The sequence below is a fragment of the Sphingobacterium zeae genome (genome assembly GCF_030818895.1).
Taxonomy (GTDB): Bacteria; Bacteroidota; Bacteroidia; order Sphingobacteriales; family Sphingobacteriaceae; genus Sphingobacterium; species Sphingobacterium zeae.
The window spans coordinates 1,566,912-1,584,940 of sequence record NZ_JAUTBA010000001.1 but is presented as its reverse complement, the minus strand read 5'-3'; the positions used below and the strand labels follow the sequence as shown (position 1 = coordinate 1,584,940).

At 38.5% G+C, this 18,029-nt stretch carries 14 protein-coding genes and 3 tRNA genes; 8 read left to right on the top strand and 9 right to left on the bottom strand.

Annotated elements, in window-relative coordinates; genetic code table 11:
- The first annotated feature begins 142 nt into the window (after positions 1–142).
- A complete protein-coding gene (locus QE382_RS06605) occupies positions 143–925 on the top strand; it encodes a Cof-type HAD-IIB family hydrolase (RefSeq protein WP_307185196.1) in 783 nt (260 codons plus the stop codon).
- Here the strand turns inward: QE382_RS06605 and QE382_RS06600 are convergent.
- Positions 922–1,524, bottom strand: a complete 603-nt coding sequence (locus tag QE382_RS06600; protein ID WP_307185195.1) for a LytS family sensor histidine kinase — start codon at positions 1,522–1,524, stop codon at positions 922–924. The genes QE382_RS06605 and QE382_RS06600 overlap by 4 nt on opposite strands.
- Positions 1,525–1,569: 45 nt before the next feature.
- Here QE382_RS06600 and QE382_RS06595 point away from each other — a divergent pair, with 45 nt between their 5' ends.
- Positions 1,570–2,472: a pirin family protein gene (locus QE382_RS06595; RefSeq protein WP_307185194.1), complete on the top strand. Its 903-nt coding sequence runs from the start codon at positions 1,570–1,572 to the stop codon at positions 2,470–2,472.
- A gap of 147 nt (positions 2,473–2,619) precedes the next feature.
- On the opposite strand, the gene QE382_RS06590 is transcribed toward QE382_RS06595, so the two are convergent.
- On the bottom strand, positions 2,620–3,219 hold the full coding sequence (locus tag QE382_RS06590) for a DUF502 domain-containing protein (protein WP_307185193.1): 600 nt from the start codon (positions 3,217–3,219) through the stop codon (positions 2,620–2,622).
- 44 nt (positions 3,220–3,263) lie between these two features.
- A complete protein-coding gene (locus QE382_RS06585; RefSeq protein WP_307185192.1) occupies positions 3,264–5,705 on the bottom strand; it encodes a bifunctional UDP-N-acetylmuramoyl-tripeptide:D-alanyl-D-alanine ligase/alanine racemase in 2,442 nt (813 codons plus the stop codon).
- 78 nt (positions 5,706–5,783) lie between these two features.
- On the opposite strand from QE382_RS06585, the gene QE382_RS06580 reads away from it, so the two are divergent.
- The 3 genes from QE382_RS06580 to QE382_RS06570 all read left to right on the top strand — a co-directional run bounded on the left by QE382_RS06580 (position 5,784) and on the right by QE382_RS06570 (position 6,547).
- Entirely contained in the window at positions 5,784–6,272 is a 489-nt protein-coding gene (locus QE382_RS06580) for a regulatory protein RecX (RefSeq protein WP_307185191.1), read from the top strand.
- Positions 6,273–6,384: 112 nt separating this feature from the next.
- Positions 6,385–6,457, top strand: a tRNA-Gly gene (locus QE382_RS06575).
- Between the two features lie 5 nt (positions 6,458–6,462).
- Positions 6,463–6,547, top strand: a tRNA-Leu gene (locus QE382_RS06570).
- Between the two features lie 223 nt (positions 6,548–6,770).
- On the opposite strand, the gene QE382_RS06565 is transcribed toward QE382_RS06570, so the two are convergent.
- Together QE382_RS06565 and QE382_RS06560 are read right to left on the bottom strand one after the other, a co-directional pair.
- Entirely contained in the window at positions 6,771–7,292 is a 522-nt protein-coding gene (locus QE382_RS06565) for an OmpA family protein (protein WP_209578834.1), read from the bottom strand.
- 96 nt (positions 7,293–7,388) lie between these two features.
- A complete protein-coding gene (locus tag QE382_RS06560; RefSeq protein ID WP_307185190.1) occupies positions 7,389–9,575 on the bottom strand; it encodes a glucoamylase family protein in 2,187 nt (728 codons plus the stop codon).
- A gap of 160 nt (positions 9,576–9,735) precedes the next feature.
- Here QE382_RS06560 and QE382_RS06555 point away from each other — a divergent pair, with 160 nt between their 5' ends.
- Both QE382_RS06555 and QE382_RS06550 read left to right on the top strand, forming a co-directional pair.
- Positions 9,736–10,689 carry an acetyl-CoA carboxylase carboxyltransferase subunit alpha gene (locus QE382_RS06555; RefSeq protein WP_307185189.1) on the top strand — a complete coding sequence of 318 codons (954 nt, stop codon included), beginning with the start codon at positions 9,736–9,738 and terminating at the stop codon, positions 10,687–10,689.
- 262 nt (positions 10,690–10,951) lie between these two features.
- A tRNA-Lys gene (locus tag QE382_RS06550) sits at positions 10,952–11,024 on the top strand.
- Positions 11,025–11,805: 781 nt separating this feature from the next.
- On the opposite strand, the gene QE382_RS06545 is transcribed toward QE382_RS06550, so the two are convergent.
- Both QE382_RS06545 and QE382_RS06540 read right to left on the bottom strand, forming a co-directional pair.
- Complete coding sequence (locus tag QE382_RS06545) at positions 11,806–12,225, bottom strand: SufE family protein (protein WP_307185188.1); 420 nt, start codon at positions 12,223–12,225, stop codon at positions 11,806–11,808.
- A 13-nt stretch (positions 12,226–12,238) separates the two neighbouring features.
- Positions 12,239–13,462 (bottom strand): cysteine desulfurase, encoded by a 1,224-nt coding sequence (locus tag QE382_RS06540; RefSeq protein WP_307185187.1) that lies wholly within the window; start codon positions 13,460–13,462, stop codon positions 12,239–12,241.
- A gap of 185 nt (positions 13,463–13,647) precedes the next feature.
- On the opposite strand from QE382_RS06540, the gene QE382_RS06535 reads away from it, so the two are divergent.
- Positions 13,648–14,643, top strand: coding sequence for an acyl-ACP desaturase (locus QE382_RS06535; protein ID WP_307185186.1), 996 nt, complete (start codon positions 13,648–13,650; stop codon positions 14,641–14,643).
- Between the two features lie 54 nt (positions 14,644–14,697).
- Here QE382_RS06535 and QE382_RS06530 read toward each other — a convergent pair whose 3' ends face one another.
- Entirely contained in the window at positions 14,698–16,185 is a 1,488-nt protein-coding gene (locus QE382_RS06530; protein ID WP_307185185.1) for a peptide MFS transporter, read from the bottom strand.
- Positions 16,186–16,239: 54 nt separating this feature from the next.
- Positions 16,240–18,012, bottom strand: coding sequence for a peptide MFS transporter (locus QE382_RS06525; protein ID WP_307185184.1), 1,773 nt, complete (start codon positions 18,010–18,012; stop codon positions 16,240–16,242).
- Positions 18,013–18,029 lie beyond the last annotated feature (17 nt).

Genomic DNA, 18,029 nt, shown 5'->3' with positions numbered 1-18,029 from the left:
TCGCTAAGGAGGGATGCAAACATATCCTTGCTCAAATCGTCTAAAAAACAATCGTCCTATAGGGATAAATACATCAAATTCAATACTGTAATAGTTACACTATCCTCGGTATTTAGTATATTTGACTTTGACCCAAAAGTTCATGATTAAAGCTATCTTTTTTGACATCGATGGAACTTTGCTAAGTTTCAAAACACATCAAGTTCCCGAATCTACTCAACGTGCATTTCAATTATTAAAAGAAAAAAATATCAAGGTATTTGTTTCAACAGGAAGATCATACAATCAGCTGGAGCATATTCATTATCTTAATTTTGATGGATACATTACCTTCAATGGCGGATATTGCGTCACAAAGGAACAGGAAGTTATCTATAAAAATAATATTCTGGAAAAAGACATCCGCTCCTTATTGCACTATGCCAAAAAACGTAAAGACTTGACTTTTTCATTTATGTCAGAAAAAGAAATTTCGTTAAATCGGGCCACACCTGAGGTATTAGCGATGTACCAGCAGGTTAATGTCCCTACTCCGCCTATTCGCGATTACGAACGGGATTTTGATCTGGACGCAGTGATGCAGATTAATGTTTTCATCAGTCCGGAAGAAGAAGCCGAATTCATGAGAAACGTGATGCCAAACTCAGTCGCATCAAGATGGACACCAATTTTCGCCGACGTTAACCCGATGGGGCAGAGCAAAAAAATAGGAATAGATGTTTTTTTAGATCATTTCAACTTTACCCCGGAAGAAACCATGTCATTTGGCGATGGAGGAAATGATATCACCATGCTGGCACACACACATATTGGAGTGGCTATGGGCAATGCAAATCCCGAGGTCAAGGAAATTGCAGATTATATAACAGACAGCGTCGATGATAATGGTATCTGGAATGCACTAAAACACTTCAACATCATCTAAAACAGCTGGACCGACAATGTTATTCGAGCGGTATTGCTGTTACTATTTAACAATAAATTATGCTTTTGTGGGAAGAGATGGGCTAGTCGCTTTTGGAAATCACCTAATAATGTGTCACTAAACTGATCTTCCAAATAATGGTTTACGCGATAGCTAACTTCCAATATGAGCACCTTTGATGAACCCGATAGCCGAATCCGGACAGGATGGGAGGACAGCCTATTATAACCATTTTTAACGGCATGCTGTATCATAGGAAAAAAAATGAGTGGTGGCAGCATAATCTCCTCGTGGCATGGAAGTTTATTTTCCCATTTTACGGAAAAACCGTCTGCGACAACATGTTCTATTAGCTTCAAATACTGCTTCAACAAGTCAAGCTCGATCTGGATCGATTCAAACCGGTCGGCCTGCAGCTCAAGCAACTGCTTTTGAAAAGCAAAATATTCATCCAAACCTGTTTTATCACCTTTTAAAAAATGCTTCATCAAAAAACTATCGAGCTGACTGTTTCTAAAAGACAAGCGATCCGCAAGTGCCAAAAGTTCCTCATTTATTAAGACCTTTTTACTAAAAAAACGATTTATTATACCTGACATTTGTTAAATTGCTGAAGATTCCAAATACAAAAATAGAAAAACATTATGTCAAATATTGCAATAGTTATTGAAGAAAGAGCTGCTGATATAGGCAATTTCTTGGTTGGACGCCTTCTTCCATTCCGGCAAAAACGCATGGTAGGCCCTTTTATCTTTATCGACCATATGGGACCCGATACGATTACCGAGCCGCACTTCATGGACATTGCCCCACATCCACATATCGGCTTATCAACGCTGACTTATCTGTTCGAAGGCAATATTATGCATCGTGACAGCTTGGGAAATGCCGTGGAAATCAAACCTGGCGCAGTAAACTGGATGACAGCAGGAAAAGGTGTTACACACTCCGAAAGAACGCCGCAACAATTGCGATCCACATCCCATAATTTGCATGGACTGCAAATTTGGGTTGCTCTACCTAAAGAGCTCGAAAAAATGGAGCCTAATTTTGTACACATCGAAGAACCCCAGCTTCCCCACTGGACTGAGGATGGTGTGTCCTATCGGTTAATTGCCGGAGAAATTAAGGAGCATCGCTCCGAAGTCCCCGTTTACAGTCCGTTGTATCTGATCGAAATGAAAGCGGAAGAAGACGCGATGGTTAAACTGGGGGATAATCTCTACGGCGAAAGTGGCTTATACATCTTGGATGGAACTGTAGAAGCTGAAGGTCAGGAATTCGGACCAAAACAAATTTTGGTCGCCAAAGATGCAAAACTATGCGAATTCAAAATGAAAGCAGGTACTTCGGTATATATTTTTGGCGGAACCCCATTTCCTGAGCAACGTTATATTGACTGGAACTTTGTCGCCTCGGATATAGAAACGCTGCGAGAGGCAAGAGCTAAATGGGAAAACCATGAATTTCCAAAGGTTCCGGGCGATAATGGTTATATTCCCATTCCACCAGCAAATCCAACCTTGGGCACAAAAAAGGATCAGTAAAATCATACTGAAAATCAAAATATCTTTAAATTTAAGGAGAGCAGTTTAACATGCTGACACAACAAGTATTTACCAGAAAAGGCTTAAAAACATTAAATCACTTCAAGCCTTTTCTGGTGTGCATCCCGATATAAACTGAAGAGACAACTAATGGTCGATCCCACTCACACCGCCAGAAACGACCAACTTCATAGCATCTGTGGGAGACATCTCTAATTTTTTCACCTTATCCGCACTGATAATGACAACCTGGCCTGCAAAAGAATACGAGTAGGGAAAATAGACCATTACTTCGTCTTCAAGACCTATACTTTTCAAATCATGTTGCGTCAAAAATCCAATCTTCTTCAGACCAAATTCATTGACAGTCACCAATACAGGCTCATTAAATTTCTTTGCGTCGCCAACAAATGCTTCAGTAAAATCTTTTATGGAGGTGTACAACGTATTTAAAAGTGGTATCCGTTTGATTTGGTGGTTAATCCAAACTTTAATTGGATCAGTCACAAAATTTGTAAATATAACACCGGCCAAAACCAGTACCAAAATGACCGTCAAAATACCTATACCCGGGATATAGAGCGGATGCCCCTTTTCATCCTCCAAAAAATGCTCGGTCAGATTTAACGAAGAATCAATTGATGCCACAATCCAAACAATTAGAAAGATCGCACCCGCCAATGGGACAACAACCAAAATCCCGCGAATCAAATAATTAATGAATCCCCTAATTAATTTACTAAACATGATCTCAAAATAAAATACTATCCAAAAATGCAGAATATCCTTTACTATTCATAAAAATATACTCTTTTTACCCGCTGAGAAATACTCGTGAGCAATTCATAGGGAATCGTCCCGATTGCCTTAGCCGACGACTTTATATCAGGATATACGATAACTTCGTCTTCCTCACCTACCTCGACATCCGTTACATCAAGCATACACATATCCATACAGATATCTCCTATCGTAGGAACCAAAACACCGTTGACCATCATTTGACCTACGCCATTCCCAAAACGCCTGTCGTACCCGTCTGCATAACCAATTTTTATCGTGGCAATCTTACTATCTCTGTGCAGGACGCCATGACGATTATACCCAACGGTCTCACTAGCTGCAAGATATTTTATTTGTGTTACATTGGTCTTTAGTATGCTTGCCTCACGGATTGGCAAATCATGACCTTCAATATCAACTCCATAGAGACCGATCCCCAACCTGACCATATCAAAATAAGCATTTGGCCACAATTCGATACCTGAAGTGGCAGCAATATGACGGAGAAAAGAATATCCTATACCATCCTGCAGACGTCTTGTGCACTCATTCAGTAGATCAATTTGCCGCTGAGTAAATTCGTTATCCTTTTCATTTCCTGCAGACGCCAAATGGGAAAATGCCGATTTTACCTTTAAAATGGATGCCTTATTGAGAAAAGTTATCAATTGGTCAACCTCATCAGGCATAAATCCGAGGCGGTGCATCCCTGTATCAATCTTAACATGAATTGGGAAGGAGATTACCTCTTTACCCTTCAAAAAATTCAAAAAGGAGAACAAGATCCTAAAACTATAGATCTCCGGTTCAAGATTATATTGCACGATGGACTCGAAAGAGCTTTCGTCGGGACTCATCACAACAATCGGTAGTGTGATGCCAGCGCCCCGCAAATCAACTCCTTCATCGGCAAAAGCTACGGTAAGATAATCCACACGGTTAAATTGCAAAAGATTGGCAATTTCAAAACTGCCACTTCCATAAGAAAAAGCTTTTACCATGGTCATAAGCTTCACATGCTTGGGCAGTAATTGTCTGTATACATTCAAATTATTTTCCAGTGCATTCAGATTAATTTCAAGTACGGTATCATGTGATTTGGACACTAATTGCCGACTGATACGCTCAAAATGAAATTCCCGACCTCCTTTCAACAATACGGTTGCATTCTCAAAAGAAACGGATCTCATATCAGCTAAAAAAGCAGTTGTGTCCACATAAGAAATAGAAGGTACATCGAACTGCGACGCCACTTTCGGCAAAACTTCACCAATCAATATCAATTGATCCAAGTGGTACTCGCTAAGCAAACGTTTAAGCTTGGCCAAACTTTTGACATCATCTATACTGACACCTGAGATATCTGATAAAATCAACATCTTGAAAGGATTTTGGCCCTGCTGATTCAAAAACTCGAGCGCGATCTGCAGTGCATCCAAGTCATTACTATAGGAGTCATCGATAATTGAACTATTATTTTTCCCCTTTTTTAACTCGAGACGCATAGCCACGGGTTGCAGGTTCTTAATTCGAGCAGCAATTACCGCACCCTCGTATCCAAACCGCAACATCACCGCGACACAGTTAATTGCATTTTCTACATTTCCTTTGTCCACAAATGGCACTTCAACAGCGAAGGTACGACCCGCATAATAGAAGGTAATCAGTGTAAATCGATCATTGATCTGCTTGATAGAATAAACCTCTAATGAAAGTCCTTCCTCAAGTCCCCAAGAAAACTTACGCGGTCGATAAGGCAACTGAACATTTTCGAGATAACTGTATGGAAAGATGATGGTTTCCACATGTGTAAATAGCTGAAGCTTTTCATCAATCTTCTCCGCCTTCGATTCGAAACCTGTCTTATGGGCCACACCTATATTGGTCAATACACCAATGGTAGGTTTGATCATCTGTTCAAGACGTGTCATCTCACCTTTTTCTGAAATTCCAGCTTCGATAATAGCGAGATTATATTCATCAGATAATCCCCAAAGTGACAAAGCCACGCCAAGTTGCGAATTATAGCTCTTGGGGCTTCGATAGATTTTATATTCTGGCGACATCAACTGGAAAAGCCATTCCTTGACAATTGTTTTACCATTGCTACCTGTTATGCCTATGATGGGATAATCAAATTTTTGTCGATGAAACGCCACTAATGCTTGCATTGCGACCAAACTATCCTCAACCCAAACGATGTTTGCTCCAGACAACTCTATCTCCTGCTGTTCGTCGACTTGCAATACGAAATTCCGAACACCTTTGGCATAGGCCTCCTTCAAATAATGATGACCGTCTCTATTTTTCTGCAATGCAAAGAAAATCCCATTATCGGCCTGGACGATCTTACGGCTATCGTAAAATAAATGTTGGACAAAAGAATTGGGATCCGTTATAAATGTGCGATTAGGATGAAAAACCTGAACGATTTCGGATATTTTGTACATTCTTTTGATATTTCTTTAATTGTGTCAAAACTGAACATTTTTTTAGTTATTTCATATTATTTTTGAAATTTTGACATTATGTTTGACGAAGAGAATAGAAAGAAAAAGATATTGACACAGCGCCAGGCGCAGTTAAAGGCGGAGAGCTATTGTGCCTATCAGGAACGTGCCCAACAGGAAGTTCGCGATAAACTCTATAGTTGGGGACTGAGCGAAGAAGAAGTTGAGAATGTGCTATCCGATTTAATCGCTGAAAATTTCCTCAACGAGGAACGATTCGCCATTGCGTATTGCAACGGAAAACTACGCATGAAAGGTTGGGGTAAAATAAAGATCAAACAGGCGCTGAAATTAAAGAGAGTATCCGAACCATTAATAAAAATTGCATTTAAACAGATCGACCTAGATGAATATGAGCAAATATTAAGCGACCTCATCGATAAGAAACGGCGTGAAATAGGTAGCAAAGATTTTTATACTGTAAAAAATAAGCTTTATCAATTTGCATTATCTCGTGGTTTTGAAAGTGATTTAATTTTTTCTGTACTGAATTCAAAGGAGTTATAAAAAACACTACAAGAAAGCACATAAATATTTTGCAATATTGATTTTTCGCTCTATATTTGCATCACCAAAAAGGAACGCAATGATCCTTTAAAAATTGAAATAAAATTCCAATGCGAAAATAGCTCAGCTGGTAGAGCACAACCTTGCCAAGGTTGGGGTCGCGAGTTCGAATCTCGTTTTTCGCTCACCTGCCTAGGTGGTGGAACTGGTAGACACGCAGGACTTAAAATCCTGTTCCCGTTAAGGGAGTGCGGGTTCGATTCCCGCCCTAGGTACAAGAAAGCTCATCTAACGGTGGGCTTTTCTTGTTATAAACGTAGCGCTGTTAGGAGATTTCGCCTATAACTAGAAATTTATTCCAAAAAAATATTCCGATCCCTATTGCTTAACATATTTTGTTCACGGAAATGATCTAGGAATATTTAAAATGTATCGGCACAAAAAAAGCGAAATATGTAGGATATTCCGCTTTTAAATACACTGAAAAGGCTTTAACTACTACTTCTTATCCAAAATAGTAACTTCTACCCTTCTATTTTTTTGACGTCCATCAGGAGTTTTGTTATCTCCAACTGGATTTGACTGACCGAAACCTTTTGCAGTGATACGAGACTCCGCAACACCTGAATCTACCAAGAATTTTTTTACTGACGCAGCTCTTTTATCAGAAAGCCACTGATTATACTCCACAGTGCCTGTGGCATCCGTATATCCATCAACTTTGATCTTATTATTGCTTTCTTTCAAAATCAAAGCCAACTTGCTTACTTCAGTTTTTGCCTTTTCAGATAAATAAGAAGAGTTTGTTGGGAATAAGAGATCGGAAGATATACTGAATTTAATTCCTTCATCCGTTCTTTTTGCATCATTAAAATCCTTTTTCACATTTTTCAAACCATCATCAGTGCCATCTTTTGTTATAACTGCACCTGGATTGACTACAATAGCTTGTTGTTTACAAGAAAATAACGATAAACTTGCGCATAAGGTTAAAATTCCCAAGTTGATTTTTCTAAGCATGTCGTTTCTTACGTATTTAATATCCATTTAAGCAAGTAAATATAGCGAAAAAAGTCAATAACACTACCCGATTATTCCAATTCTAACGTAACAAATCTATTTCTTGGCATATACTTTTTCTAAGGTCTTTTTGACCTCAGGGATATTCTCATACAATTTCCAGATCATACCTGAATTTGCATTCTCAATCATCACCGCGATTGTAGCTTGATTTCTTGCACGATAGCTTTCAGAAACATCGTTATTTTTAATATCAATCCAGCTTCTGAAGCCATACTGTGTAAATAACACATCGGCATATTCTTCATAAAATTTACGCAATGCTTTTAGACCAATCTCTTTTTCAAATGGATAAGCTGCAATTGATATCGCGGGATTCACCAAATAACCTTGATATGAATCTTCAACTTTTTCCACCCCCCAAATATCTGTAAATCGCGTTCCTATACTCATTTCATTGTCTCTGCGTTTATAAGCGAGGATATAATCTGATAAATACTTTTTATAATCTACAAAATCATCAACTTTACCTCTTGGATCCATAATCAAGAAGGGGCGATAAACAGCCATTAATGATTCATTTAAACTCCCGCCAGCTATATTCTTGGCAAAAATAACTTTATCATCGGAATAGATCGAAGCCCCTGTATTTCCTACATCACTCATTAACGGATTGGCGCTTATTGAGTGTGCTAATGAATCATTTAACTTCATTTTGAGCTCTGGGGCTAAATCACTTGACTCATCCCTAAAATACAGTTCATTTCCTGTATGTTTGGTTGCAAATCCATTGATATATGCTGAAATCGATAAAGGATGAGTCGGTGAAGACATCGCAAGCAAGTAGGTGCCCAAACTCTCATTAAATCCACCCATCGGCCTCGATCGCGCAGTACTATCCACCGGAGACCACTTATCCCAAAGTACATCGGCATTCTTTGCATCAGTAAAGTAGCCCCAATTTATACGCTCCCAAAGTTTTGTGATATTTGTTCTTAAGCTCTGCTCCTCAGGATTATCGTTAGCAAAATATTGTCGAGCGATTAAGAGCGACTCAATGATATGAGAAGTACCGCGTAAGTCATAATTTGGAATTGAATCGCGATAGTAAGGCACCCCTGACCGACCGTCGTAAAGCGCGGTAAAAACACCTTGGTGTTGTTGAGCACCACTCAGAAATTTTACAATCCGCGTCAATCTGCCCAAAAGAGCCTGCCTCGATATTAAGTTGTTCTCTCCTGCAACAAGCAATCCCAGTATGGCATAGCCCGTTTCATTGGTGGATACAATTGCTTGCCGATTTCCTCGATCAGACAAAAACATACCACTGTTTACATCATAGTTGTCTATAAAATAATTGACATGGGCATTCCGGATAAAATTTAACATCTCCGCATCCGTTCCCTTTTTTGTCTGTACCTCTCTAACTTCAGAGAAAGGCGATTCAACATAATTATAGTCTACCCATGCTATTTTGTAATAATATGGTTTGTTATATTCGTCCACCCGATCCAGCGATTTTTGTACATAGATGGGCAAAATTGCTATTGGTTGATAATTAAGCTTGTCTTCTGAGCGATAAATTTTCACGTACCGAATACTTGGTGTCAGAGGCAATTGCCATACCAGCTCAACTTGCTTATCTACCGAACCTATTTTAGACAAAATGGCAGCGGAGGATAGTTTTACTTTCGGAAAGTTCTTGGGCAAAAATTCAATTTGATCTATAAATAATTGATTGGTCCGCAAAGAACTTCCATTTTGTTCGAGGATTAAGGCCGATACAGATTTGCCAATTGAAATTCCAGCAAATTTAGCCACCGGAATAGATACGTTAAGCCAGGTATCATAAGCAAAACCGTCGATATAACTGGCAATATCCACAGCATTTGTCCGTGTATCATTTTGTTGCAATGTAACTTTAGGAAGTTGTCCCTTCTCAGTATTGCTTTGAATAAATAGTTTGAATGTCAGATGGTCATCCTTAGTAATTAAGTAAGGAAATTTCTGCTTATCGTTTAAAATACTTGCTTCCCATTTCCCATTGGGAGAAGAAACATACCGCAGTGATAGTGAATTACCCGGTGTAAAAAATAGACTGTCCGAAACAGGTAAGCTATAGCTTACATTCTGTATCCAGGACTCACCGGTATAATGTGCAATACTTTTAGCATAACTTCCGTTGATAACGCTATTGTCAAATAAAACTTCAGGATAACTCTCGGATCTGACCAAAGAAGGCAAGATCAGTAACAAAATAAAGTAAAAATATTTTTTCAGCATAAGTCAACATTTTTCACAGGGCTACAATCAAAAACTAAGCCACCGCTACGTTTATAACGCAAATGTAACAAAGGAATTCCAATGATATTATCCTACCTAATTTTAATTTCAGAAAAAATGCGCTAAATTAGCCCCCTGAATATTTTCATAAAATAGATATATGAAAACCACGTTTGATTTTGAAAAGCCAATTGCGGACTTGCAATTGCAAATTGAGAAGGTAACTCAAGTTGCCGAAAAGACTCAAGTTGACATGAGCGCAACCGTTCGTGAACTGGAGGAAAAGCTTGCTTCGACAGAGAAAGAAATATACGGCAATTTAACTGGATGGCAAAATGTGCAGATGTCACGCCACCCTGATCGCCCGCAGACTTATGATTACATAGAAGCGATTTGTGATGAATTCATTGAATTGCATGGTGACAGGAATGTTAAAGATGATAAGGCGATTGTCGGGGGGATGGCGTCAATAGATGGTAATGCGGTTATGATCATTGGTCATCAAAAAGGCAAGAATACAAAAGAGCGTCAATACCACAATTTTGGAATGGCCAATCCGGAAGGCTACCGAAAGGCATTGCGTTTGATGAAAATGGCTGAAAAGTTCAATAAACCTGTTATCACATTAATTGATACGATGGGAGCATATCCAGGATTGGAAGCTGAAGAACGTGGACAAGGAGAAGCGATCGCACGTAACCTGATGGAAATGGCTGTATTGAAAGTGCCAATCATATGTGTTGTTATTGGCGAAGGAGCTTCAGGTGGAGCTTTGGGCATTGGTGTTGGAAACAGAGTTTACATGATGGAACACACGTGGTATTCGGTTATTTCCCCAGAGTCCTGTTCTTCTATACTCTGGAGAAGCTGGGATCATAAAGAAAAAGCTGCTGAGGCTTTAAAATTGACATCTGGAGATATGCTTGGCAATGGATTGATTGATGGTATCATTCCTGAGCCTCTGGGTGGTGCTCACCAAGATCCAGCTGCAGCTGCTGCTAACCTAAAAAATCAGTTGTTAAAAGATCTTACCGAATTGAAGGCTAAAAATAGCGATACATTAGTTTCGGAAAGAATCGAAAAGTTTAGTAAAATGGGCGTTGTGACTGAATAATATCTGTCAACATGCTTCTAATCATATAAAGTCAGCTAACCACTGACTTTTTTTGATTATTCTTCACATGAAATGAGTATTTCAAATATAGAATAGGCTTTCACATTCATCAATCTTTTCAGCCAATTTTCAAACTGACGTAATGTATAAAAATTAATTCTTTAATTTTTAAACAGTTATCATAATTCCAAAAAAAAAGGTAAAAAAAATTGGTATAAGAACTTTATTTCCCTACCTTTGCATCACTTTCAAAAACAGAAAGGATTCCGTAGCTCAGCTGGTAGAGCAATACACTTTTAATGTATGGGTCCTGGGTTCGAATCCCAGCGGGATCACTAAAAAAGCTAATCGAATGATTAGCTTTTTTTGTATTAGAAGATACTCCCTGCTATTCGATCCTTATCTCAACGGCCTACTAGCGAAAACATCGATCTTTTTGTTACGTAAGTGTAGATCCTTCGTTTTTCTTTTTAAATTCTTAGTCCTAGAAAACCATAACCAAATAGGGAACAATTTTTAGCTTTCGACATTGCTTGTTCAGTGCTCGTCCAGTGCTTACTCACTGATACCTCAGTTGATACCGAGCAATCAATGGGCAAGCACTGTCTAAAAATTAATTTAAAATTGTGGTTAGGTAAAAGTTAGTATTAGAATACATAGATTTTATTATTTATTTATCTTCTTATAATCATTCCATTGGATCAAATAGAATTTTTAAGGATTATGATTCCGCTCACGACTCGCGCTCCATATCGATTTAAGAAGTCATATTAACATATTTCATAAATAAGAAGGATCAAGATCAACAGTCAGCTCCATATTGTTAGATGAGCTTAAATTTACGTCAGTGGGCTATAGCATCAGAACACTGGAATCGTCGGCGGTGCTCATGATTCAGTAGAATTTTTCAATACAAAAACGTTAAGCTATCAGCTTCAATTTCTTCGCGTGTGGAACGCATTTTCTTTATACTGCGCTATGGTAAGATTGCAAGTTCAAATGATTATCAGCAAGTATAGTAGTCTGTTACTGGGAACATTTAATAGGATACAACAATTGGCCGGGTACAATAATACGAGTTTTTAAACAATAAAAAAGGGGATTACACTCCCCTTTCTATGTTTTTGCCTGCAAAGCCAATGCGTATAATTTCATTTGCTTAATCATAGATAACAAGCCGTTTGCTCTTGTAGGTGACAAATGTTCTTTCAATCCTATTTGGTCAACAAAATATAAATCAGTATCAACAATTTCTTTCGCAGTGTGTCCAGATAGCACTTTGACCATTAAACTCACCAGGCCTTTGGTGATAATAGCATCGCTATCCGCTTTAAAATATACCTTTCCATCTTTTATCTCTGGAAAAAGCCAAACTTTGGATTGACATCCTTTGATAATATATTCATCCGTTTTGTATCGTTCATCAATTAGAGGCACCTCTTTTCCGAGCTGGATGATATACTCGTATTTTTCCATCCAATCTGTGAAAAAAGCAAAATCCTCAATTAATTCATCCTGTATTTCATTAATGGTCATACCTATTTTTATATTAAATCAACATATTGACCGCGCGCTGAATTCCCGCAACCAAAACATCTATTTCCTCCTTTGTATTATACACGGCTAAAGAAGCACGGATAGTCCCAGGTATTCCAAATCGATCCATGACAGGTTGCGCACAGTGGTGCCCCGTACGGACAGCAATTCCGAGCTTATCTAAGATAACTCCGACATCATAGGGATGTGTACCTTCTATTACAAAGGATATCACAGAACACTTATGCTCGGCTGTACCTATAAACCGTATCCCCGAAACTTCAGATAGCTTCTCTGTGGCGTATTGCAATAATTCAAATTCATAGGCTTCAATACTATCTAGACCAATTGAATTGATATAATCGATCGCCTCATTTAAACAGATACCAGCCTCAATGTTAGGTGTACCGGCCTCAAATTTAAAAGGCAATTCATTATACGTCGTTTTTTCAAAGGTTACCTCTTTAATCATATCTCCGCCACCTTGATAAGGCGGCATTGCGTTTAATAAATCTTCTTTACCGTATAACACCCCCACTCCTGTAGGTCCATACATTTTATGGCCCGAAAACACCAAAAAATCAACATCAAGATTCTGAACATCAATTTTTATATGTTGGACGGCTTGAGCAGCATCAACCAACACGACAGCTCCGTACTGATGGGCCATTGAAATAATCTGACCTACTGGATTGATTGTCCCTAGCGCATTTGAAACATAGGTCACTGCAACTAGTTTGGTTTTCTCATTTAACAAGTTCTCGTATGCAACCATATCGAGCTCACCCTTGTCATTCATTGGAATGACCCGGATCTTACAGCCCTTTTCGTCGCAAAGCATCTGCCAAGGCACAATATTAGAGTGGTGCTCCATTGCTGAAATAATAATCTCATCACCAGCTTGGATAAAAGCTCTGCCATAACAAGTAGCAATTAGATTAATACCATCTGTGGTCCCTTTAGTGATAATAATCTCCTTGTCCTCTGCTGCATGAATAAAAGCTTGAACTTTTTTCCGAGTTACTTCAAAAGCGTCCGTTGATATCTGACTAAGATAATGCACACCACGGTGCACATTACTGTTCATATCCGTATAATAGCGAACAATCGAATCGATAACAGCGCTTGGTTTCTGGGTTGTTGCACCATTATCCAAATAAACCAATGGCCTACCGTTTACCTCTCTTTTGAGAATGGGAAAATCAGCACGTATTTTATCTATATTAAATCTTTCCAACTTTATCTAAATAATTTATACAAAGTTAATAGTATTTTATAGAATACAGGACGGTCAATCTGTTTTTTATGTCATTATCGATAGCATTCCAGGTACGCTATCCAATAAAAAAGCAAATTTGCCGTTTTAACAATTATAGTTAGCTTTTATAAATTATAGATGCTATTTAGTACCTTTGTAATAATATGCAAGAATTACCTCTAAATTTACCAGAAGGCTCACGTAAAGAAGTGATGGCCTATTTGGAACCGTTCATGCTCAATGAGATGAGCGAATACCTGAAGCCTGTTGAAGAAATGTGGCAACCTGCCGATTTTCTTCCCGATTCTTCTAGGGATACTTTTTTTGAGGAAGTAAGAGAGTTGCAGGAAAGTGCAAAGGAGCTCTCTTATGATTTGGTCGCTGTATTAGTCGGAGACACCATCACCGAGGAGGCTCTTCCGACTTATGAATCCTGGTTGACTATGGTAGAAGATGTCGACAAAAACGAGCAGGGAGGATGGATGAAATGGGTACGCGCTTGGACAGCTGAAGAAAACCGTCATGGTGATCTTTTGAACAAATACCTTTATTTGTCGGGTAGAATAGACATGCGCCAATTTGAAATGTCTACACAATACCTTATTCAAGATGGTTTTGATATCGGTACTGGTGCTGACCCATACCGGAATTTTATTTATACTTCATTCCAGGAATTGGCAACCAATGTTTCCCACCGTCGTGTATCCGGCCTTTCCAAAAAAGGCGGCGATAAACTTTTGGCAAAAATGTGTGGTGTCATCGCTTCTGATGAAGCACGTCACGCCAAAGCCTATATGTCTTTTATTTCAAAAGCAATTACTGTTGATCCAAGTGAGGTCATGATCGCATTTGAAGACATGATGCGTAAAAAAATAGTTATGCCTGCCCAATTTTTAAGAGAAGCAGGCGAGCCTCAAGGAGAGGCATTTGCGCATTTCTCTGACGCCGCACAGCGGCTGGGCGTATATACAGCTTTGGACTACGTTGATATCTTAAAAGAACTGAATAGTGAATGGAAAATCGATCAGATTACAGGACTGAATGATAAAGGAGAAAAAGCGAGAGATTATCTGCTTAAGCTACCCGATCGTTTGGTTAGACTTGCAGACCGTATGAAGGTTCCGGAAAAAGATTATAAATTTAAATGGATTTACGGATAACATAAAAAAAGCTTGATTATTGAATCAAGCTTTTTTTATGTCTAATTTTATGGATTAGTGTACTTCCTGCATTAACTTTTTCACCAATGAAGAGAAGATAATTAATATCACTCCAGCAATCAATGCAGATATTCCTAACGTTTTATAGCCATCTGTGTAAGCTAATAGTTTAGACGACAATGTCCCTCCCGTATTTGCTTCCGACATTTCTGCGCCGATTTTACCCGCAAAGAACTGTCCATAGGCACTCGCTAAAAACCACATGCCCATCATCATACCAAACAGACGTTGTGGTGACAACTTCGTGATAATGGACATTCCAATAGGCCCCAAACAAAGTTCACCAAAGGTGATAATCAACCAGGTAAAAGTGAATAGATTTAAAGACGACTTACCATCTGCATCTGCAAAAAATCTCAAAGAGTAAAAAAGAAAAAAGCCTAACGCCAGAAATAAAAATCCAATTCCAAATTTAATGATGGTATTCGGCTCTAGTTTCTTTTTAGCAAGCCATACCCACAATAAACCAACCAAAGGGCTAAATATAATAATGAAAAAGGAATTTGAACTATTATTAATAATATTAGGGTCTATTTTAAAAAACAGTAGGTTGTCCACCAAATTATCCTTTGCAAACAATGAAAGGGATCCGCCGCTTTGCTCATAAATTGTATTAAAAATTAAATACATAATAATGAAGATCAATGCTGCAATCACTTTCTTACGGTAACTATTATTCAATTTCGTCAACTCAAAGCCTAAGTACGCGATTGCAGCAAAACCGATTCCATACATAAAATAGTCCGTAAAATTACTATTGTGAATTAGTACATAAATAATCGGCAACATGACGATAGCCCCAGCAATGACTAAACTTTCCTTGATTGTACGAGAAGATCTTGAATGATGTGCTAATGGAGAATTCCCTATCGGCGCAATTGATCTCCGAATTAAAAAATAAGTCACTAATCCGATGATCATCACAATGGCAGCGGCTAAAAAGCATAGGTTCCAGGAATAATTTTTCCCTAAATAAATACACAGTGCTCCACCTAACAATCCACCAATATTAATTCCCGCGTAAAACATCCCATATCCAGCGTCACGACGAACATCACCTTCTTTGTAAAGCTCACCAACCATTGAGGAAATATTAGGCTTAAAGAAGCCCGTACCAATAATAGAACAAGTAATACCAAAATAAAAAAGGTCGTGTGGATTATAAGCTATGATAAGATTGCCGATTGCCATAATCAATCCGCCAAAGATGAGGGATTTTTTAAACCCTAAAATCTTATCAGCAAAGATACCGCCAATAAACGTAAAGGCGTATATAAAAGCCTGTATGGCACCATATTTAAGATTGGCATCCTTCTCAAACAACCCAAGTTGATCTGTCATAAAAATGACCAAAACACCTCGCATGCCGTAAAAACAAAATCGCTCCCACATCTCGATGGTAAATAAATACCACAATTGCTTAGGATACTTTCCTTCAAAATTTTGAATCTCTTCTAGCGACTCCCTTGTACTAACCTCCATACTAATTTATATTAATCAAAAAAGCTTCTTTCGTGGAAGAAGCTTACATATTTATTATTTAATTCCGTGCATCAATCGCTTAATCAAAGGATTAAACAGCATTACTAGCAAGCCTGCTAAAGCTGGAATTGCAGTAAACAAGAAGAAAAAGTAGCTCAATGAATGTTCCTCTTGAATGGTCTCTACCTGTCCTCCTAATACGGCCGCAACCTTCTGCGCAATGGCGATTGCCAAATACCAGATTCCAAACATAAAAGCAAGCATACGTGCGGGCACTAATTTCGATACATAAGATAGACCTACAGGCGAAATAAATAATTCACCCAATGTATGGAACAAATACGTTAGCACCAAAAATACCATCGAGATTTTAGTACCTTGACTTATTCCCATCGATCCTAATCCAATAATCAAAAACCCAATCGCAACCAAGATCAGACCAAAGCCATATTTAAAAGCCGCAGATGGATTGTATTTGGACTCCCAAATTTTGGATACGGAAGAAGCAAGTGCAATAATAAAAAATGAGTTTAGGATTGAAAACCAAGAGACTTTAATTTCTGACGCCTCCTTGTTAAATTCTTTGTATAACATCCAAATAGCAGCCCCCCAAATCAAGCCAAAACAAATGAACAAGACGATATTGGAGATCGCGATTTTATTCCAGGTTACTTTTGCCAATTTGATCAGAACCCAAGTAATAATTGAAAGAGGGACGATGGTTAACAAGCCATTCACCACATTAAAAGTTGTCAATGCAGCCCCGCTAAGGACTCGATCAATATTATCTCTTGCCACAATAACCAATGACGTTGCTCCTTGTTCAAAACTCATAAAAAAGAACACCAGGAAAAAGGCTAGTAGTACTACGGCAAACATACGGTCTCTAACCACTTTATCGTAACGCAATATTCGAGTAACAATCAGATATACAAAAAGAATCAACGCTACGATTACCATGATATACTGACCTCTTAAAAAAGGAGTATCCAAACGAGAAAATACGTCCACAATACCATTCTTAGACAAGGGATCGTTAAAAGCGTATACAAAACCAATAATAGAGACTACAGCTATCAATACATAATCACGCAGGGTAAATGGATTTCTGGTATCGGTATCCTCCGTAACAACTTTCTGCCCTTCAGCCACAGACTTATTCAAAACACCCAGATTGCCCATTAGCGGTTTTGCGAAAACGAACTGCAATGTTCCCAAAAGCATAAAGATACCAGCCAATCCAAATCCCCAGTGCCAACCATAGGTTTCAGCAATATATCCACATAACATCATGCCAAAGAAAGCACCAGCATTCACTCCCATGTAGAAAATAGTATAAGCACCATCTTTTTTCTCGGGCAGATCTTTATACATTTCTCCAAGAATAGAGGGCATGTTGGGTTTAAAAAAGCCTGTTCCGATAACTAGACAAAATAACCCAAAGAAAAACATGATAGAGGTATCAAAAGCCATCGCAGCATGTCCAAGCGTCATAATAGCTGAACCAATGATAACTGCTTTACGTGATCCGATATATTTATCTGCAATAATACCTCCTAGAATAGGCGTTAAGTAGAGCATCATAGCATATGTACCATAAAGGGCACCTGCTTGTTGAGCTGTCCAGGACCATCCCGAGAATGGACTACCTTGAATGACAGCTGCAGTTAGAAACTGCATTAAGAGTACGCGCATTCCGTAGAACGAAAAACGCTCCCACATCTCAGTAAAGAATAGGACAAAGAGTCCCGAACGCTGTCCTAACACATTTGATTTAAAAAAATCAGTCGACGGGCTATTAGCAATATCCCCGTTTAATCTCCCCATAAATAATCAACCTTTAT